General features: G+C 70.1%; 16 protein-coding genes and 4 tRNA genes. 15 read left to right on the top strand and 5 right to left on the bottom strand.

Features of this window, described 5'->3' with window-relative positions; translation table 11 throughout:
- Positions 1–180: 180 nt before the first annotated feature.
- Both AC1DZA_RS06105 and AC1DZA_RS06100 read left to right on the top strand, forming a co-directional pair.
- A complete protein-coding gene (locus AC1DZA_RS06105; protein ID WP_309978901.1) occupies positions 181–1,443 on the top strand; it encodes an ammonium transporter in 1,263 nt (420 codons plus the stop codon).
- A gap of 42 nt (positions 1,444–1,485) precedes the next feature.
- Positions 1,486–2,043: a type II toxin-antitoxin system PemK/MazF family toxin gene (locus tag AC1DZA_RS06100; protein WP_476772070.1), complete on the top strand. Its 558-nt coding sequence runs from the start codon at positions 1,486–1,488 to the stop codon at positions 2,041–2,043.
- A gap of 82 nt (positions 2,044–2,125) precedes the next feature.
- Here AC1DZA_RS06100 and AC1DZA_RS06095 read toward each other — a convergent pair.
- Positions 2,126–2,198 (bottom strand) — tRNA-Val (locus tag AC1DZA_RS06095).
- A gap of 237 nt (positions 2,199–2,435) precedes the next feature.
- Here AC1DZA_RS06095 and AC1DZA_RS06090 point away from each other — a divergent pair.
- From AC1DZA_RS06090 to AC1DZA_RS06080, 3 genes are all read left to right on the top strand, one after another.
- A tRNA-Gly gene (locus AC1DZA_RS06090) sits at positions 2,436–2,507 on the top strand.
- Positions 2,508–2,563: 56 nt separating this feature from the next.
- A tRNA-Cys gene (locus tag AC1DZA_RS06085) sits at positions 2,564–2,637 on the top strand.
- Between the two features lie 26 nt (positions 2,638–2,663).
- A tRNA-Val gene (locus AC1DZA_RS06080) sits at positions 2,664–2,738 on the top strand.
- 110 nt (positions 2,739–2,848) lie between these two features.
- On the opposite strand, the gene AC1DZA_RS06075 is transcribed toward AC1DZA_RS06080, so the two are convergent.
- Together AC1DZA_RS06075 and AC1DZA_RS06070 are read right to left on the bottom strand one after the other, a co-directional pair.
- Complete coding sequence (locus AC1DZA_RS06075) at positions 2,849–4,927, bottom strand: glycosyl hydrolase family 28-related protein (RefSeq protein WP_476772069.1); 2,079 nt, start codon at positions 4,925–4,927, stop codon at positions 2,849–2,851.
- A gap of 218 nt (positions 4,928–5,145) precedes the next feature.
- Positions 5,146–5,745, bottom strand: a complete 600-nt coding sequence (locus tag AC1DZA_RS06070; protein ID WP_476772068.1) for a hypothetical protein — start codon at positions 5,743–5,745, stop codon at positions 5,146–5,148.
- Between the two features lie 177 nt (positions 5,746–5,922).
- On the opposite strand from AC1DZA_RS06070, the gene thrS reads away from it, so the two are divergent.
- Entirely contained in the window at positions 5,923–7,872 is a 1,950-nt protein-coding gene (gene thrS / locus AC1DZA_RS06065) for a threonine--tRNA ligase (RefSeq protein ID WP_476772349.1), read from the top strand.
- Entirely contained in the window at positions 7,869–8,435 is a 567-nt protein-coding gene (locus tag AC1DZA_RS06060) for an HIT family protein (protein ID WP_476772067.1), read from the top strand. Before thrS ends, AC1DZA_RS06060 begins: the two co-directional genes overlap by 4 nt.
- 21 nt (positions 8,436–8,456) lie before the next feature.
- Here AC1DZA_RS06060 and pdxY read toward each other — a convergent pair whose 3' ends face one another.
- Both pdxY and AC1DZA_RS06050 read right to left on the bottom strand, forming a co-directional pair.
- The gene (gene pdxY / locus AC1DZA_RS06055; RefSeq protein ID WP_476772066.1) at positions 8,457–9,308 is read right to left on the bottom strand and encodes a pyridoxal kinase PdxY; all 852 of its coding nucleotides are present in this window, start codon (positions 9,306–9,308) and stop codon (positions 8,457–8,459) included.
- A 7-nt stretch (positions 9,309–9,315) separates the two neighbouring features.
- The gene (locus AC1DZA_RS06050) at positions 9,316–10,668 is read right to left on the bottom strand and encodes an aminotransferase class I/II-fold pyridoxal phosphate-dependent enzyme (protein ID WP_476772065.1); all 1,353 of its coding nucleotides are present in this window, start codon (positions 10,666–10,668) and stop codon (positions 9,316–9,318) included.
- A 110-nt stretch (positions 10,669–10,778) separates the two neighbouring features.
- On the opposite strand from AC1DZA_RS06050, the gene pdxS reads away from it, so the two are divergent.
- The 8 genes from pdxS (at position 10,779) to yajC (ending at position 16,509) form a co-directional block, all read left to right on the top strand.
- Positions 10,779–11,669 carry a pyridoxal 5'-phosphate synthase lyase subunit PdxS gene (pdxS, locus tag AC1DZA_RS06045; RefSeq protein ID WP_309978886.1) on the top strand — a complete coding sequence of 297 codons (891 nt, stop codon included), beginning with the start codon at positions 10,779–10,781 and terminating at the stop codon, positions 11,667–11,669.
- Entirely contained in the window at positions 11,666–12,322 is a 657-nt protein-coding gene (pdxT, locus tag AC1DZA_RS06040) for a pyridoxal 5'-phosphate synthase glutaminase subunit PdxT (protein WP_476763018.1), read from the top strand. Before pdxS ends, pdxT begins: the two co-directional genes overlap by 4 nt.
- Before the next feature lie 34 nt (positions 12,323–12,356).
- The gene (locus AC1DZA_RS06035; RefSeq protein WP_476763019.1) at positions 12,357–12,887 is read left to right on the top strand and encodes a DUF1697 domain-containing protein; all 531 of its coding nucleotides are present in this window, start codon (positions 12,357–12,359) and stop codon (positions 12,885–12,887) included.
- A gap of 104 nt (positions 12,888–12,991) precedes the next feature.
- Positions 12,992–13,750 (top strand): YebC/PmpR family DNA-binding transcriptional regulator, encoded by a 759-nt coding sequence (locus AC1DZA_RS06030; RefSeq protein WP_159603390.1) that lies wholly within the window; start codon positions 12,992–12,994, stop codon positions 13,748–13,750.
- A 10-nt stretch (positions 13,751–13,760) separates the two neighbouring features.
- Positions 13,761–14,369, top strand: a complete 609-nt coding sequence (gene ruvC, locus AC1DZA_RS06025; RefSeq protein ID WP_476772064.1) for a crossover junction endodeoxyribonuclease RuvC — start codon at positions 13,761–13,763, stop codon at positions 14,367–14,369.
- Entirely contained in the window at positions 14,366–14,986 is a 621-nt protein-coding gene (gene ruvA, locus AC1DZA_RS06020; protein WP_476772063.1) for a Holliday junction branch migration protein RuvA, read from the top strand. Before ruvC ends, ruvA begins: the two co-directional genes overlap by 4 nt.
- Positions 14,987–15,039: 53 nt before the next feature.
- Positions 15,040–16,050 carry a Holliday junction branch migration DNA helicase RuvB gene (gene ruvB, locus AC1DZA_RS06015; protein ID WP_476772348.1) on the top strand — a complete coding sequence of 337 codons (1,011 nt, stop codon included), beginning with the start codon at positions 15,040–15,042 and terminating at the stop codon, positions 16,048–16,050.
- A 72-nt stretch (positions 16,051–16,122) separates the two neighbouring features.
- A complete protein-coding gene (gene yajC, locus AC1DZA_RS06010) occupies positions 16,123–16,509 on the top strand; it encodes a preprotein translocase subunit YajC (RefSeq protein WP_476762404.1) in 387 nt (128 codons plus the stop codon).
- Positions 16,510–16,595: the final 86 nt, after the last annotated feature.

Below are 16,595 nucleotides of genomic sequence, written 5' to 3'. Positions count from 1 at the left end.
CCGGCCGGATGCCGCGACCGCACGGATTCACATCGATCGCCCGGCCCGCCGAAATGTGCTGTTTACATGGATGGCCGAGGCCGTAACGATCCGGAAACACAACACGATCCCTCTCGAAACGTCCCGTCATGAGACTGGACCGCACCAGGTTCCCCAACCCTGCACTGAGAGAGGTTCGAGATGGATCAAGGCAACACGGCGTTCCTACTGATATCCGCAGCACTGGTGTTGCTGATGACGCCGGGACTCGCGTTCTTCTACGGCGGCCTCGTCAAGGCGAAGAGCGTCATCAGCATGATGATGCTCAGCTTCGGCGCCATGGGCCTCATCGGCGTCCTCTGGGTGCTCTACGGCTACGCCATCGCCTTCCCCTCGGCTGAGGGACTCGCCGCCCCCTGGTCGATCGACTGGTCGGCGATCGGCCTCGAGAGCCTCCTCGAGACCCCTGAAGGCGCCGCGTACCCGCCGCTCGCCTTCGTCGGGTTCCAGGCGACCTTCGCGATCATCACGGTGGCCCTGATCTCGGGCGCCATCGCCGACCGCGCCAAGTTCGGTGCGTGGATGATCTTCGCCGCCGTGTGGGCGACGGTCGTCTACTTCCCCGTTGCGAGCTGGGTGTTCAACTTCGGCCTGGCCGACGACGGCAGCTTCGCCTACGGCGGCTGGATCACGTACGGCATGCAGCAGTTCTTCGGCGTCGGCGCCCTCGACTTCGCCGGTGGCACCGCGGTGCACATCAACGCCGGTGCGGCGGCCCTGGCCCTCGCGCTGGTGCTCGGCAAGCGCGTCGGCTTCTCGAAGGGCGCGCACGTGCCCCACAACCCGCCGTTCGTGCTCCTCGGCGCCGGCCTCCTGTGGTTCGGCTGGTTCGGCTTCAACGCCGGTTCCGAGCTCGCGGCCGACAACACCGCGGCCGTGGCGTGGATCAACACCCTCGCCGCTCCGGCAGCCGCCCTGCTGGCGTGGCTCGTCGTCGAGAAGATCAAGGACGGCAAGCCCACGTCGGTCGGCGCGGCATCCGGTGCCGTCGCGGGCCTCGTCGCGATCACCCCCGCGTGTGCGTTCCTCACGCCCATCTGGGCGATCGTGCTCGGTATCATCGCCGGCGCGGTGTGCGCCCTCGCGGTCGACCTGAAGTTCCGCTGGGGCTTCGACGACTCGCTCGACGTGGTGGGCATCCACCTCGTCGGCGGCCTCATCGGAACGCTCTACCTGGGCTTCTTCGCGAACACGACCGGCCTCATCTACAGCGGCAACCTCACGCAGCTGCTGGTGCAGGCGATCGCCGCCGTCTCGGTGATGGTGTACTCGTTCGTGCTGGCCTTCGTCATCGGCTTCATCGTGCAGAAGACCGTCGGCTTCCGCGTGAAGAACGAGGACGAGATCGCGGGCATCGACACGGTCGTGCACGGCGAGGACGCGTACAAGCTCGAGACCGTCTGACGACGCTGATCCACCGCGAGGGCGGTGGGGTAGTGTGCGGGTGTGCCAGACACCAGCCGCTTCCTCACCGCCCTCGGGCGCGTGTTCGGAAGGTTCTCGGGAGCACGCAGGTCGGCCACGTCGAGCAGCGCTCCGGATGCCGCGACGGCGGGTGCTGCGGCCCCGGTCGGGCTGCTCTCACCCGGCCAGTCGGGACCGTCGGCCACGGTCGAGGTCGACCCGGCACGCTTGCGCGACGTGCGTCTCACGTACGCTCCGGCGCACGACGGCGAACCCGACCCCGGCGAGATCGTGTGGACGTGGGTGCCGTACGAGGAGCGCGACGGCCGCGGCAAGGACCGGCCGGTGGTGATCGTCGCGGCGTCGGGCGGCGGCGACTTCCTCGCGGTGCAGCTCACCAGCAAGGCGCACGACGGCGACCGCGACTTCCTGAGCCTCGGAACCGGCCCCTGGGACGCCTCCGGACGGCCGAGCTGGGCGCGGGTCGACCGCCTCTTCCGGGTGCGCACCGGGGGGATGCGGCGCGAGGCAGCCTCGCTCGATGCCGCTCGCTACGCGCTGCTCACGCGGGCGCTCGGCGATCGGTACGGCTGGCGCTGAGTCGTCGCGGCATCCGCCCTCGACACCGAACCCCCCGCATCCGGAAACGAAGAACGCCCCCCAGTGGAGTGGGAGGCGTTCGTGGGCGATGCCGGGCTCGAACCGACGACCTCTTCCGTGTGAAGGAAGCGCGCTACCAGCTGCGCCAATCGCCCATGTGGGATCGCGGTGCACCGTGGTGACCGCGGACTCGATACTAGCCGACCCGGCGGGCCGAATGCACATCGACGGCCGGCGGACAGCCGCCCGGGCGCGCCGAACGCGTCGACACGCCCGGGATCCGGGCACCGAATGGGCCGATGACCGGGGGGAACCTGCCACCCGGTCCGCTCAGTTTGTGATTCGTTCACCGGATCAGTTAGAGTCTCTCTGCACGCAGAAATGCGGGCAACGCGGATGTGGCGCAGTGGTAGCGCATCACCTTGCCAAGGTGAGGGTCGCGAGTTCGAATCTCGTCATCCGCTCTGATCGGGAATGAGCGTGAGTTCATTCCTGTTCTTCTGGTGGTGAACCCAAACGCGGTGGATTGGCCGAGAGGCGAGGCAGCGGCCTGCAAAGCCGTATACACGGGTTCGAATCCCGTATCCACCTCCAAGCTGAGAAACCTCGATTCTCGACTTGGGCGATTGGCGCAGCGGTAGCGCGCTTCCCTGACACGGAAGAGGTCACTGGTTCGATCCCAGTATCGCCCACCACGACAAGGCCCCGGCATCGCCGGGGCCTTTCGCATTGCACTGGGGAGTCATCCGACGCGAGAAGCCGGATGCCCCGTTCGAGGCATCCGGCCCATCGCGATCAGCTCACCTCACCAGGGTGATGGCGCTGGTGGTGCGACGACCGGCGGCCGATCATCGCACGTGATCGTGTTCGGCAATTCCCACGGCGCGAGCCAGGGCCCGGTCGTGTTCACGCCGCTCGAGTCGTTGCCGCCGAGGTCGACGAGCGAGAACTCCGACCCCGCCGGCGTGAAGTGGAACGTGCCGCAGTTGTTCACCCCCACCGCGCCGACGTTGCGCGCGTCGACGTTCTCGAACGATGCCGAGCCCGCGACCCTGGCACTGACCACCGACGTGCCGGTGCCGTCGACTCGGACGTCGGCGAAGTGCACGCCCGAGATGGACACCTGGTCCTTCACGGGCCAGTCGGACACGAGCATGATCGCGTTGTAGGTGCTGTCGAGGAAGTGGTCGCCGGTCACCCGGATGTCGGCCTGGTCGATCGATCGGTCGAGCGCGTAGAACCAGACCGCCCCGAGCCCGATGTTCCAGTTGAGCTCGTACGTGCCGGCCCGCACGGTGGTGTTGTCGACGATCGCGAGCGAGCCGGTGAAGGGCTCGGCGCCGAACCTGGAGCCGACGTGCAGCCCGCTGCCCTCGCGGATCGGGTCGGCGACGAGGTTGCCCGACACGGTGGTGTCGGTGCCGCCGTAGATCGCGATGCCGTTGGCGAGCGTGGGCGTCTGCACGGTGTTGCGCTCGAACGCGTTGCCCGCGTTCGCGACGGTCTCCGACCACATCGCGAGCCCGTCGTCGCCGGTGTTGCGCACGAAGGTGTTCTCGACCGTGGATCCGGTCACCCCGGTGTGGAAGTTCAGCCCGTCGGCGATCTGGTCGACGATGATGCTGTCGCGCACCTCGAGGCCGTCCATCGGCCCGTCGAACCACATGCCGACCTTGGTGTGGTGGATGTAGAGCCCTTCGATGGTCGAGTCGCTCATCGCCCCGCCCACGCCGTTGACCTGGTCGGTGTCGATGCGCTCGCGCACGTCGCCCTCGATGGCGAACCCCGAGAGGTGCACGTTGGTGCTGCCGCCCTCCGCGGCATCCCTGCCGTAGAAGCCCACGCCGGTGTGCACGGAGCCGTCGGGCGCCGGCTCGGCGAGCGCCACCTCGCTCCCGCGGATGGTGGTGTACCAGCTGCCGGCACCCTCGATGGTCACGTCGTCCACGATGACGTGCCGGTCGACGCGGAACGTGCCCGGCGGCACGTACACGGGCAGGTCGTGGCGCTTCGCGAAGGCGATCGCCCGATCGAACGCCGGTGCGGCGTCGCGCCTGCCGGTCGGGTCGGCCCCGAACAGCAGCACGTTCGCGGCCTTCAGTCGCACGTGCGGCGCTGCGACCAGTTCGCTGTCGAGGAGGTCGATCGTGGTCAGCTCGGCCGTGGCCCGCTTCGGGACGGCCAGCCGGACGACGTCACCGGCCTCGTATGTCCGGCCCAGGAGCATCCGCTGCTCATCGTAGAAGTGCATGGGGCGGAACGGGGTCGTGACGGCGTAGTCGGTCCCGGGCACGCACCCGCACTCGGTGATCCACCAGTCGGGGTGGAGGAGGCCCGCGTTCGGGTCGTTCGTGAACGGGTACTGGTTGTAGAGCCAGGAGTACTCGGAGGTGAGGCTCATCGTGCGCTTCTGCCGGCCGTTCACGGTGATGTCGAGAGGCGAGCGGATGCCGCCGCCCTCCGCCGCGTCGGGGATGCTGTAGCGCACGGTGATCGCGTTGGCCTGCGCCGGCAGCGTGAACTCCACGTACTGCCCCGGCGCGAGCTGCACCGCGCTCCGTCCCGACGCCTCGGCGGGGAGGGTGTAGGCCGCGCGGTCGGGGCCGATGACCGTGCCGGTGTGCACCGCTCCCTCGGCCTCCTGCTCGAGGAAGGGCACGTCGGCGCCACGGCCGGCGACCAGCTCGGGGTCGAGGGCCGCCCGAGTGACGGCCGGAACGGGCGCCGATGGCGCTCCGGATGCCGCGACGGCGGCACCGGGCGCAGCGAGCACTGCTGCGGCGAGCAGCCCCGATGCGACGGCGGCGCCGATCGCCGCGCGCGCCCTCGGTGTCCGCGGGCGGCGCCGGATGGGCTCGGACGTATGGCTGGTGGATCGCGTCATCGTCGACTCGGTTCCTCTCGGTGGTGCACGCCATCGGACACCGCGGGCGACTGCTGCACCCACGAGTGAGCCGACCCTACGTCCGCGCTTGACGGCGTCACAAGGGGCTGCGAAGGAATGTCGACGAAGAGTCGAGTTCTTGCGGATGCGGGCGAAAGCCGTTGCAAATCGCGACATCCGCGTGCACTCGCTTGCGCCCGATGGCGAAAGAGCTGAGCTCAGCCGATCGGGAGCGGATCGAAGACGAGCGGCGGGTGCGCGATCCTCGTGCTGAACCACGACCAGGCCTCGCCCGACGTCTGCTCGATCGCCGCCGACGCGTCCAGGCCGGGCGGCACGTTCCGCAGGATGATCGTGATGACGCGGCGGCCGCTGAAGCGGATCGATCCCGGTGCGTCCACGGTGCCGCTGCCCGCGTACCCGCTCGGCGTGAAGGCGGCGCGCGTGGGCGCGTCCACGGCGAAGGTGAACACGTAGGTGCCGGGGCCGGTCGCGCCGTAGGCGGCCGGGTTGAAGTGCACCGAGACGGCGGGGTTGCGGTGCGGGGACTCCCGGAGGTCGAAGCCGGCGTACGGCTCGGCGGCGTCGGTCTGCACGATCGTCGGGCGGATGAGCGTGAGGTTCGTGCGCCCGAGACCGACCGTGACGGTGGGGGAGAGCACCTGGATGGGCGCCCAGAAGATCGGGCCGAATCCGAGTTCGCCGGCTCGGCGCTTGGCGGCCCAGTCCTCCGCGGTCAGGTCGGTCTCGAAGTCCGCGAACAGCGCGGTGCCGGCCGCTGCGCCGCGGTCGTCGTCGGTGGGGTCTGAGCTGGACATGAGGCAAACTCTAGAACTCGGATGCCGCCGCGTCATCAGGGTGCGCACCGACCGGCAGTCGGCGGCCGGGCTGCCCCTGCCGCCGCACTACAGTTGAAGGGTTCGTTTCGACCCCAGAGGGAGTGGTTCACAGTGGCCGACGGCTTCGAGCTCTTCACCGATCGATCCGTTGTCGCGATGCGCGTCAACGGCGAGCTCAAGGACCTCGCCACGACGGTGACGGACGCCGACGTCGTCGAGCCGGTCACGATCGACTCGCCCGACGGCCTCGCCATCCTGCGCCACTCGACCGCGCACGTGCTCGCCCAGGCGGTGCAGGCCGTCAACCCCGAGGCGAAGCTCGGCATCGGGCCGCCGGTGGCCGACGGCTTCTACTACGACTTCGACGTCGCCGAGCCCTTCACCCCGGAGGACCTCAAGGCCTTCGACAAGGAGATGTCCCGCATCGTGCGCCAGGGCCAGCGTTTCGTGCGTCGGGTCGTGTCCGACGACGACGCCCGCGCCGAGCTCGCCGGCGAGCCGTACAAGCTCGAGCTCATCGGGCTCAAGGGGTCGACCGGACACGGCGAGTCGACCGGCGACGACCACGAGTCGGTCGAAGTCGGCGGCGGCGGCGAGCTCACCATCTACGACAACGTCGACCCGAAGACCGGCGAGACGGTCTGGAAGGACCTCTGCCGGGGCCCGCACCTGCCGAACACCCGCATGATCGGCAACGGCTGGTCGCTCACGCGCATCGCGGCGGCGTACTGGCGTGGATCCGAGAAGAATCCGCAGCTGCAGCGCATCTACGGCACCGCGTGGCCGACGAAGGACGAGTTGCGCGCCTACCAGCACCGGCTCGAGGAGGCGGCCAAGCGCGACCACCGCAAGCTCGGGCGCGAGCTCGACCTCTTCAGCTTCCCCGACGAGATCGGGTCGGGGCTCTCGGTCTGGCATCCGCGCGGCGGAACGGTGCGCATGGAGATGGAGCAGCACGCCCGGCGTCGACACATCGAGGGCGGGTACACCTACGTCTACACGCCGCACATTGCGAAGGAGGATCTCTTCCTCCAGTCCAACCACCTCGTGACCTACAGGGAGGGCATGTTCCCGCCCATCCGCATGGACGAGGAGCGTGACGCCGAGGGCAACATCACCAGGCAGGGCCAGGACTACTACCTGAAGCCCATGAACTGCCCGATGCACATCCTCATCTACAAGGAGCGCGGTCGCAGTTACCGCGACCTGCCGATGCGCCTGGCCGAGAACGGCACGGTCTATCGCAACGAGCTCTCGGGAGCCCTGCACGGCCTCACCCGGGTGCGCGGCTTCACCCAGGACGACTCGCATCTCTTCGTGACGCCCGAGCAGCTCGAAGAGGAAGCGACGAAGGTCATCGACTTCGTCATCTCGATGCTGCGCGACTTCGGGCTCGATGACTTCGAGCTCGAGCTCTCCATGCGCGACGACAGCAAGGAGAAGTGGATCGGCTCCGACGAGTTCTGGGAGTACTCCACGAACGCACTGCGGAATGTCGCTCGGGCGAGCGGATTGAAGCTCACCGAGATGCCCGGTGAGGCCGCCTTCTACGGACCCAAGATCGACCTCAAGACGCGCGACGCGATCGGTCGCACGTGGCAGCTGTCCACCGTCCAGGTCGACCCGAACCTCCCCGAGCGCTTCGGGCTCGAGTTCACCGACCGCGACGGGCTGAAGAAGCGCCCGATCATGATCCACCGGGCGCTGTTCGGTTCGATCGAGCGGTTCTTCGCCATCCTCCTCGAGCACTACGCCGGCGCGTTCCCACTGTGGCTGTCGCCGGTCCAGGTCGTCGGGATCCCCGTCGCCGACGAGTACGCCGACTACCTCGGCGGCATCATCGACGAGCTGCGCGGAGCGGGCGTGCGCGCCGACCTCGACACGAGCGACGACCGCATGCAGAAGAAGATCCGCACCCACACCCAGCTGAAGGTGCCGATCCAGCTCATCGCAGGCGAGAACGACCGCGCGGGTGACACGGTGAGCTTCCGCTTCCGTGACGGCACGCAGGAGAACGGCGTGCCGATCGCCGACGCCGTCGCCCGGGTGCGTGCGGCGATCGAGGACCGCCGCCAGGTGACCACGAGGGACGACCTGTTCGGATGACGCGCGCATACCAGGCCGACGAGTTCGACGGGGTCCCCACGGATGCCGCGTCCGACCTCGCCGGCGTGCCCGACGCGTTCCAGCGGCTCTGGACCCCGCACCGGCTGGTGTACATCCAGCACGGGCAGCAGCCCGACGAGCACACCTGCCCGTTCTGCCGCGCGCCCGAGATGAGCGACGAGCAGTCGCTCATCGTCGCGCGGGGCAGGCGCGCCTACGTCCTGCTCAACCTGTTCCCCTACAACAGCGGGCACCTCCTCGTGTGCCCCTACCGGCACATCGCGACCTACGACCAGGCGACGCCCGAGGAGGTCGCCGAGATCGGCGAGCTGACCCAGATCGCGATGCGGGTCGTGAAGCAGGTCTCGCGGTGCGACGGGTTCAACATCGGCATGAACCAGGGGCGCATCGCCGGGGCGGGCATCGCGGAGCACCTGCACCAGCACATCGTGCCGCGCTGGGCGCTCGACGCGAACTTCTTCCCGATCATCGCCGGCACGAAGGCCCTGCCTCGACTGCTCGGCGAGGTGCGGCAGGAGATCGCCGAGGCGTGGCCCGCCTGAGGATCCGGCGGCCCTGACGGCTCAGCGCACCCGGCGGGCCTCGAACTGCATCCGGGGGTGGGCGTAGGCCTCCTGCGACTCGACGAGCCGGAGCTCGCGCTCGCCCGACTCGTGGGTGTTCTCGAGCAGGTCGAACACGCTCGACGCGGTGCGCGCGAGCGCGTCCGCCGCGTCGCCGGTGCGTCGATAGTGCGCGGTGAAGAGCGCTGCTGTCACGTCGCCCGAGCCGTTCGCCTTCAGCGGCAGCAGGGGGGTCTGCACGATCCACGCGCCGTGTTCGTCGACGGCGAGCATCTCGATGGTGCCCTCCTCGCGATCGGGCCGCTCCACGCTGGTCACGAGCACGGTGCGTGGGCCCGACGCCCGCGCCAGGTCGACGGAATCCAGCGTGGACTCGAGCGATCCGGGCTCGGTGCCGGTGAGGTATCCGAGCTCGAACTGGTTCGGCGTGATGAGGTCGGCGGCCGGCACCACGCGCTCGCGCAGCAGCACGGGGATCGCGGGCGCGACGAAGCATCCGCTCTTCGCATTGCCCATCACCGGATCGCACGAGTAGACGGCCGCCGGGTTGGCCGCCTTGATGCGCGCGACCGCGTCGAGGATGACGTCGGCGATGCCCTCGGAACCCTGGTAGCCCGACAGGATGACGTCGATCTCGGGGAATGCCCCGCGGTCCTCGATGCCGGCGATGACCTCGCGCACGTCCTCGGGACTGATCAGCGGGCCGCGCCAGGCACCGTACCCCGTGTGGTTCGAGAAGTTCACGGTGTAGACCGGCATGACCTCCACGCCGATGCGCTGGAGGGGGAACACGGCCGCGGAGTTGCCGACGTGGCCATAGGCGACGGCGGACTGGATGGAGAGGACCTTCACCCCTCGATCATTCCATCTCGGCCGCGACGAGTCGCCCGCCCGCCGCACGCACGGCCGCGGCCACGTCGCCGGCGAGCCGGTCGGCGTCGGCGTCGGCGAGGTCGTGCACCGTGAGCCGGAGCCTGCGCACCGCGCTCGCATCGGCGAGGGAGAACTCGTCGCCCGCGCGCACGAGCCATCCGCGCCGCATGAGGTGCTCGGAGACGTCGCGCGCCGGCACCGGAAGCGGGACCCAGAGGTTGAGGCCGTCGCCGGCTGCGGCCGGGACGCCGAGCGCGCTGAGCCGCGCGGCGAACGCCGCGTTGCGCGCCGCGTAGTGCGCGCCGGCGGCCGTGACGCGGGCCGTGACGTCGGAGTCGGTGACGAGCGAGAGCACGAGGCGCTGCAGCAGGTGGCTCACCCACGTGGTGCCGGGGGTGAGGCGCGTCGCGAGTCGTTCGGCCGTGTCGGGATCGGATGCCGCGACGGCGAGGCACATGTCGGGTCCGAGGAACTTCGACACCGAACGCACGAGCGCCCATCGCCGATGATCTGGGCCGATGAGCGAGCGGAACGGGGTTCGCGACAGCATCGAGAAGTGGTCGTCCTCGATCACGAGCACGTATGGGTGCTCGCGCAGCACCTCGCGAAGCTCCGCGGCCCGCGCCTCCGAGAGGCTCGCCCCGGTGGGGTTCTGCGCCCGGGGCGTGCTCACGACGGCGCGCACGCCCTGCTCCAGCGCGGACCGCAGCCCGGCCACGGTCATGCCCTCGTCGTCGACCGGCACCGGCACGGCACGATACCCGCCGACACGCACGGTGTGGATGCTGGTCAGGAAGCAGGGATCCTCGAGCGCCACGGCGTCGTCGCGCACGAGCGCCTGGGCGAGCAGCCGCTCGACCGCGTCGGCGGCCCCGTTCGTGATCGTGAGCCGGAGGTCGGACGGGGCGAGGTCCCCGCGCATCCACGCGTGCGCCCACTGCTCGAGGCCCGGGTCGATCACGGGCTCGCCGTAGAGCACCGGCCGGCCCGCCATGCCGGCGAGGGCGCGGGACGGGTCGGGGATGAGATCGGGGTCGGGATTCCCGGTCGCCACGTCGCGGAGCACGCTGTCGGGAGCGAAGCCCTCCTGCGCGACGGCGGAGCGGTCGGCGACGTGCGTGCCACCGCGGCCGCGGGTGACGACCATGCCGGCCGAGGTCAGCTGGCGGTACGCCGCGACCGCGGTGTTGCGGTTGACGCCCAGGCTCTCGGCGAGGTTGCGCACGGGGGGCAGCGGATCTCCGGGCTGCAGCCCGCCGCGCTCGATGAGCGCGCGGACGCTCGCGGCGATGTCCGCGGCCGACCGGCCGGTGATCTCGAGGGTCAGGTCATGATCCATGGGTGCTCCGAATCTCCGTGCCGGACCATGCTATCTTTTGGCCTAGGTCAAGCGGGCGTTCTGTCCGCAGAACTGCGCGATTGCGCGTCATCCGTCGAAAGGACCCCCCGATGAGCACTGTCGAGACCGGCTCCAGCCGCGTGAAGCGCGGCCTCGCCGAGATGCTGAAGGGCGGCGTCATCATGGACGTCGTCACGCCCGAGCAGGCGCGCATCGCCGAGGATGCCGGCGCCGTCGCCGTCATGGCGCTCGAGCGCGTCCCCGCCGACATCCGTGCCCAGGGCGGGGTCGCCCGCATGAGCGACCCCGACCTCATCGAGGCGATCATCGCCGAGGTCTCGATCCCCGTCATGGCGAAGGCCCGCATCGGCCACTTCGTCGAGGCGCAGGTGCTCCAGGCGCTCGACGTCGACTACATCGACGAGTCCGAGGTGCTCTCGCCGGCCGACTACGTGAACCACATCGACAAGTGGGCGTTCAACACGCCGTTCGTCTGCGGCGCCACCAACCTCGGCGAGGCGCTCCGACGCATCAACGAGGGTGCGGCCATGATCCGCTCGAAGGGGGAGGCCGGCACCGGCGACGTCTCCGAGGCGACCAAGCACATCCGCAAGATCACCTCCGAGATCAACCAGCTGAAGTCGATGACGCGCGACGAGCTCTACGTCGCGGCCAAGGACCTCCAGGCGCCGTACGAGCTCGTGGCCGAGATCGCCGAGACCGGCAAGCTGCCCGTGGTGCTCTTCACCGCGGGCGGCGTCGCCACCCCGGCCGACGCGGCCATGATGATGCAGCTCGGCGCCGACGGCGTGTTCGTCGGCTCCGGCATCTTCAAGTCGGGCAACCCCGAGGCCCGCGCCGCGGCCGTCGTCAAGGCGACGACGTTCTACGACGACCCCGCCGTGATCGCCGACGTGTCGCGCGGCCTCGGCGAGGCCATGGTCGGCATCAACGTCGGCGACCTCGCCGCCCCGCACCGTCTCGCCGAGCGCGGCTGGTGACCACCACCCTCCGCAGCGAGTCGATCGGCGCGGGGGAGGAGGCCCCCGGCGGACCTCGCGTCGGCGTGCTCGCCCTGCAGGGCGACTTCCGAGAGCACGCGCACGTGCTCTCGCGGCTCGGTGCGCGCGTCTCGCTGGTGCGCCGGCCGGGTGAGCTCGCCGAGATCGACGGGCTCGTCATCCCCGGCGGCGAGTCGAGCGTCATGGACAAGCTCTCGCGCTCGTTCGGCCTCGCCGAGCCGTTGCAGGACGCGATCGGCGACGGGATGCCGGTCTACGGCACGTGCGCCGGGCTGATCATGCTCGCCGACACAGTGCTCGACGCGATCGCGGGCCAGCAGAGCCTCGGCGGCCTCGACGTGGTGGTGCGGCGCAACGCCTTCGGATCGCAGAACCAGTCGTTCGAGACCGACCTCGACGTCCCGGCGCTCGGCCCCGAGCCGGTGCACGCCGTCTTCATCCGCGGGCCCGTGGTCGACTCGGTCGGCCCCGGGGCGACGCCGCTCGCGCAGCTCGAGGATGGACGCGTGGTCGCGGTGGAGCAGGGCAACCTGCTCGGCACGAGCTTCCATCCCGAGATCACGGGGGAGTACCGGTTCCACGAGTACTTCCTCGGCAAGGTTCGCGAGCGGCGCGTCGCCGCCGCGGGGTGACACGGGGGTCGGCGGCCGGGGCTATGGTCGCGTCATGACCCAGTACATCGCCCTGCTGCGAGGCGTGAACGTCGGCGGCGTCACGGTGAAGTCCGCCGAGCTGCGCGACCTGTTCGCCGGGCTCGGCTTCGACGGCGTGCGCACCGTGCTCGCGAGCGGGAACGTCGTCTTCGAGGCCCCGTCGCGCGACGCCCGAGCAGCCATGAAGTCTCGCATCGAGCACGGGCTGCGCGATCGGTTCGGCTACGACGCGTGGATCGTGCTGATCACCCGGGCCGAGCTCGAGCGCGCCATCGAGGCGTTCCCCTTCGACGCCGACGATGCGAAGCGCCAGCCATGGGTGATCTTCGCCGCCGAACCGGCCGTCGCCGCCGAGCTCATTGGCTTCGCCGACCAAGCCGATCCCGACGTCGACCCCCTCGCCGTGGGCGACGGGGTCGTCTACTGGAACCCGGTCAAGGGCACGACCGTCGACACCCCGTTCGCCAAGCTGCTGTCGAAGGCGACGTACAAGCCCGTCACGACGAACCGCAACCTCCGCACGCTCCGCAAGATCCTCGGCTGAAGCCCGTCGCTGCGGCATCCGCCCGTCGACCGGTTGCCGCCCGGCCGCTGCCATACAATGGTTCGTCGGCGGATGCACCCGCCGCGAAGCGATTCAGGAGCATCATGTCCGGGCATTCCAAGTGGGCGACGACCAAGCACAAGAAGGCCGTCATCGACCAGCGACGGGCGAAGTCGTTCGCCAAGCTCATCAAGAACATCGAGGTCGCAGCCAAGATGGGCGGTGCCGACCTCTCGGGCAACCCGACGCTGGTCGACGCCGTGCAGAAGGCGAAGAAGACGTCGGTGCCCAACGACAACATCGACCGCGCCATCAAGCGCGGTGCCGGGCTCACCGGTGAGTCGATCGAGTACACGACGATCATGTACGAGGGCTACGGCCCCAACGGCGTCGCACTGCTCATCGAGTGCCTCACCGACAACAAGAACCGCGCGGCCGCCGAGGTGCGCACCCTCATGAGCCGCAACGGCGGCACCATGGCCGACCCGGGCAGCGTCGCCTACAACTTCGCGCGCAAGGGCGTCATCGTCGTCCCCTCCGAGGGCACGACCGAAGACGACATCCTCGCCGCGGTGCTCGACGCGGGCGCCGAGGAGGTCAACGACGAGGGCGACACCTTCGAGGTGATCACCGAGGCATCCGACATGGTCGCGGCCCGCACCGCCCTCCAGGAGGCCGGCATCGACTACGACTCGGCGGATGCCGCGTTCGTGCCGAACCTCAAGGTCGAGGTCGACGCCGACACGGCGCGCAAGGTGTTCCGTCTCATCGACGCGCTGGAGGACAGCGACGACGTGCAGAACATCTACAGCAACTTCGACCTCTCGGCCGAGGTGCAGGCCGAGCTCGAAGCCGAGGACTAGGCCGATCGCCGTGCGCGTGCTGGGCATCGACCCGGGGCTCACGCGCTGCGGCGTGGGCGTGGTCGACGTCGAGCCCAACCGCACCGCACGACTCGTCGACGTGGTCGTGCTGCGTTCGCCGGCCGACCTCGACACGCCGAGGCGCCTCGCCCGCATCGCGGACGGCCTCGAGGCGATCCTCGAGGAGCACCGGCCGCAGGCCGTCGCGCTCGAGCGCGTGTTCGCACGCAGCGACGTGTCGACCATCATGGGCACCGCGCAGATCTCCGGCGTGGCGATGCTGATCGCGGCCCGGCGGGCGCTGCCGGTGGCGCTGCACACGCCGAGCGAGGTCAAGGCCGCCATCACGGGCTACGGCCGTGCCGACAAGGCGCAGGTCGGCGCCATGGTGGCCCGCATCCTCGGACTCGAGGAGGTCCCGAAGCCGGCGGATGCCGCGGACGCGCTGGCCCTCGCGATCTGCCACGCCTGGCGCACCGGGGGAGTGGCGGGCGCGGCCGTGCTCGACGCCGCCGCGCCGCCCGCTCCGGGCACCACGCTCACTCCGGCCCAGCGGGCGTGGATCGCCGCCGAGCGTTCCGCTGCGGTGTCGGGGGCGGCCCGTAGGGTGAAGGAGTGATCTCCTCTCTCCGCGGCCCCGTCCTGACGGCGGCAGGCAGTTCGGTCGTGATCGAGGTCGGCGGGGTCGGATTCCACGTCAACACGACGCCCGCGTTCGCCCTCGCCTGCCGCGAGGGGCATGAGGCCTCGGTGCACACGAGCCTCGTGGTGCGGGAGGACGCGCTGACCCTCTTCGGGTTCGCCTCCCGCGACGAGCTCGACGTGTTCGAGTTGCTGCTCGGTGTCACGGGCGTCGGCCCGAAGTCGGCCCTCGGCGTGCTCTCCGCCCTCTCGCCCGACCAGGTGGCCGCGGCCGTGCAGGGCGACGACGACGCCGTCTTCCGCAAGGTCAGCGGCATCGGCCCGAAGACGGCGAAGCTCATCACCCTCTCCCTCGCCGGCAAGCTCGTGGCGCGGCCCTCCGGCCCCACCGCGGCGCCCGTCGTGACCGGCGGGGTCGCCGAGAGCGTGCTCGCCGCGCTGACCGGGCTCGGCTGGTCCGAGCGGGTCGCCGCCGAGGCGGTCGACGAGACGATGGCCACGGCATCCGAGACCGAGGCCGGCTCCGTCCCGTCCGTGCTCCGGCTCACCCTCGCTCGGCTCGGCCCGGCGCAGCACGCGGGGCGGGCGCGGTGACCGCGAACGGCGTCGACGACGGCGACCTCGTCGGGGTCGACCTCACCGACCCGATCCTCGCGTCCGAGGCCGAGCTCGCCTTCGAGGGCGCCCTGCGTCCCCGGAGCCTCGCCGAGTTCGTGGGCCAGACGCGCGTGCGGGGCCAGCTCCAGCTCCTCCTGACCGCGGCCACCCTGCAGCAGCGCACGCCCGATCACATCCTGCTCGCCGGGCCCCCGGGGCTCGGCAAGACGACGCTCGCGATGATCGTCGCCCACGAGGGCGGGCGGCCGCTGCGCATGTCGAGCGGCCCTGCCATCCAGCACGCCGGCGACCTCGCGGCCATCCTGAGCTCGCTGGTGCCCGGCGAGGTGCTCTTCATCGACGAGATCCACCGCATGGCGCGTTCGGCCGAGGAGATGCTCTACCTCGCCATGGAGGACTTCCGCATCGACATCATGGTCGGAAAGGGAGCCGGTGCCACGTCGGTTCCGCTCGACCTCGCCCCGTTCACGCTCGTCGGCGCGACCACCCGGGCAGGCCTCCTGCCCAACCCGCTGCGCGACCGCTTCGGGTTCACGGCGCACCTCGAGTTCTACGACGAGGCCGAGCTCGAGCAGGTGCTCGCGCGCGCCGCATCGCTGCTCGGGCTGGCGATCGACCGCGAGGCGATCGCCGAGATCGCGGGCCGGTGCCGCGGCACCCCTCGCATCGCCAACCGCCTGCTGCGCCGCGTCCGTGACTTCGCGCTCGTGCACGGCGGCGATGCGGATGTCACGGCGGTCCGCGCCGCGCTCGACCTCTACGACGTCGACGCACTCGGCCTCGACCGTCTCGACCGCGCGGTCATGATGATCATCCTGACGCGGTTCGGCGGCGGCCCGGTCGGCCTCAACACGCTCGCCGTCTCGGTGGGCGAGGAGTCCGAGACGATCGAGGCCGTGGTCGAGCCGTTCCTGGTGCGCATCGGGCTCATCACGCGTACGCCGCGCGGCCGAGTCGCGACCCCATCGGCGTGGCGGCATTTCGGGCTGGCACCGGGTGCTCCCGAGGGCGCAGCCACCCTCCCGATCGATGACCTATAATCCTTTGAGGCTTGGTCCTCAACGCCGTCGACTCCGTGCGGCCCGCCGCACACCGGAAGGTTCCCTCCCCTCATGACGTTCGATCCGTTCACCATCATCATGCTCGCCGTCCTGGCGGTGCTGATCTTCTTCATGTTCCGCAACTCGCGCAAGCGGCAGGCCGATGCGCGGGAGCTGCAGTCGAAGGTCACGGCGGGCGCGAAGGTGATGACCAACTTCGGCGTCTACGGCACCATCCTCTCGATCGACGAAGACGAGAACCAGGTCCTCCTCGAGACCTCGCCCGGCACCGTGCTGACCGTCCACCGCCAGACGATCGCCCGCGTGGTCGAGCCGGCAGCGGTCGCCCCCGTCACCGAGGTCGGCGGCTCCGCACTCGAGGGCCAGCCGGAGTTCGGTGAGCGCGTCGACGACGTGACCACCGACGAGACGCCCGACACCAAGAAGTCGGACGACTAAGACTCCCGAACCAAGCTCGGTCCGCGCGCTGTCGCGCGGGCTCTTGCAGAGAAAGCAGAACCTGTGGCTGCACCATCCAAGCGGTC

It is taken from the genome of Agromyces sp. P2_B3 (genome assembly GCF_056404815.1).
Note: the sequence above shows the minus strand (reverse complement) of the source record. Positions and strands in the feature narration are given on the sequence as shown.

What these genes read in the sequence shown, in the direction of transcription:
- AC1DZA_RS06105 (WP_309978901.1), top strand. Translation starts at nt 181, where the DNA reads ATGGATCAAGGCAACACGGCGTTCCTACTGATATCCGCAGCACTGGTG.
- AC1DZA_RS06075 (WP_476772069.1), bottom strand. Translation starts at nt 4,927, where the DNA reads ATGACGCGATCCACCAGCCATACGTCCGAGCCCATCCGGCGCCGCCCG.
- AC1DZA_RS06070 (WP_476772068.1), bottom strand. Translation starts at nt 5,745, where the DNA reads ATGTCCAGCTCAGACCCCACCGACGACGACCGCGGCGCAGCGGCCGGC.
- thrS (WP_476772349.1), top strand. Translation starts at nt 5,923, where the DNA reads ATGCGCGTCAACGGCGAGCTCAAGGACCTCGCCACGACGGTGACGGAC.
- AC1DZA_RS06060 (WP_476772067.1), top strand. Translation starts at nt 7,869, where the DNA reads ATGACGCGCGCATACCAGGCCGACGAGTTCGACGGGGTCCCCACGGAT.
- AC1DZA_RS06050 (WP_476772065.1), bottom strand. Translation starts at nt 10,668, where the DNA reads ATGGATCATGACCTGACCCTCGAGATCACCGGCCGGTCGGCCGCGGAC.
- pdxS (WP_309978886.1), top strand. Translation starts at nt 10,779, where the DNA reads ATGAGCACTGTCGAGACCGGCTCCAGCCGCGTGAAGCGCGGCCTCGCC.
- AC1DZA_RS06035 (WP_476763019.1), top strand. Translation starts at nt 12,357, where the DNA reads ATGACCCAGTACATCGCCCTGCTGCGAGGCGTGAACGTCGGCGGCGTC.
- AC1DZA_RS06030 (WP_159603390.1), top strand. Translation starts at nt 12,992, where the DNA reads ATGTCCGGGCATTCCAAGTGGGCGACGACCAAGCACAAGAAGGCCGTC.
- yajC (WP_476762404.1), top strand. Translation starts at nt 16,123, where the DNA reads ATGACGTTCGATCCGTTCACCATCATCATGCTCGCCGTCCTGGCGGTG.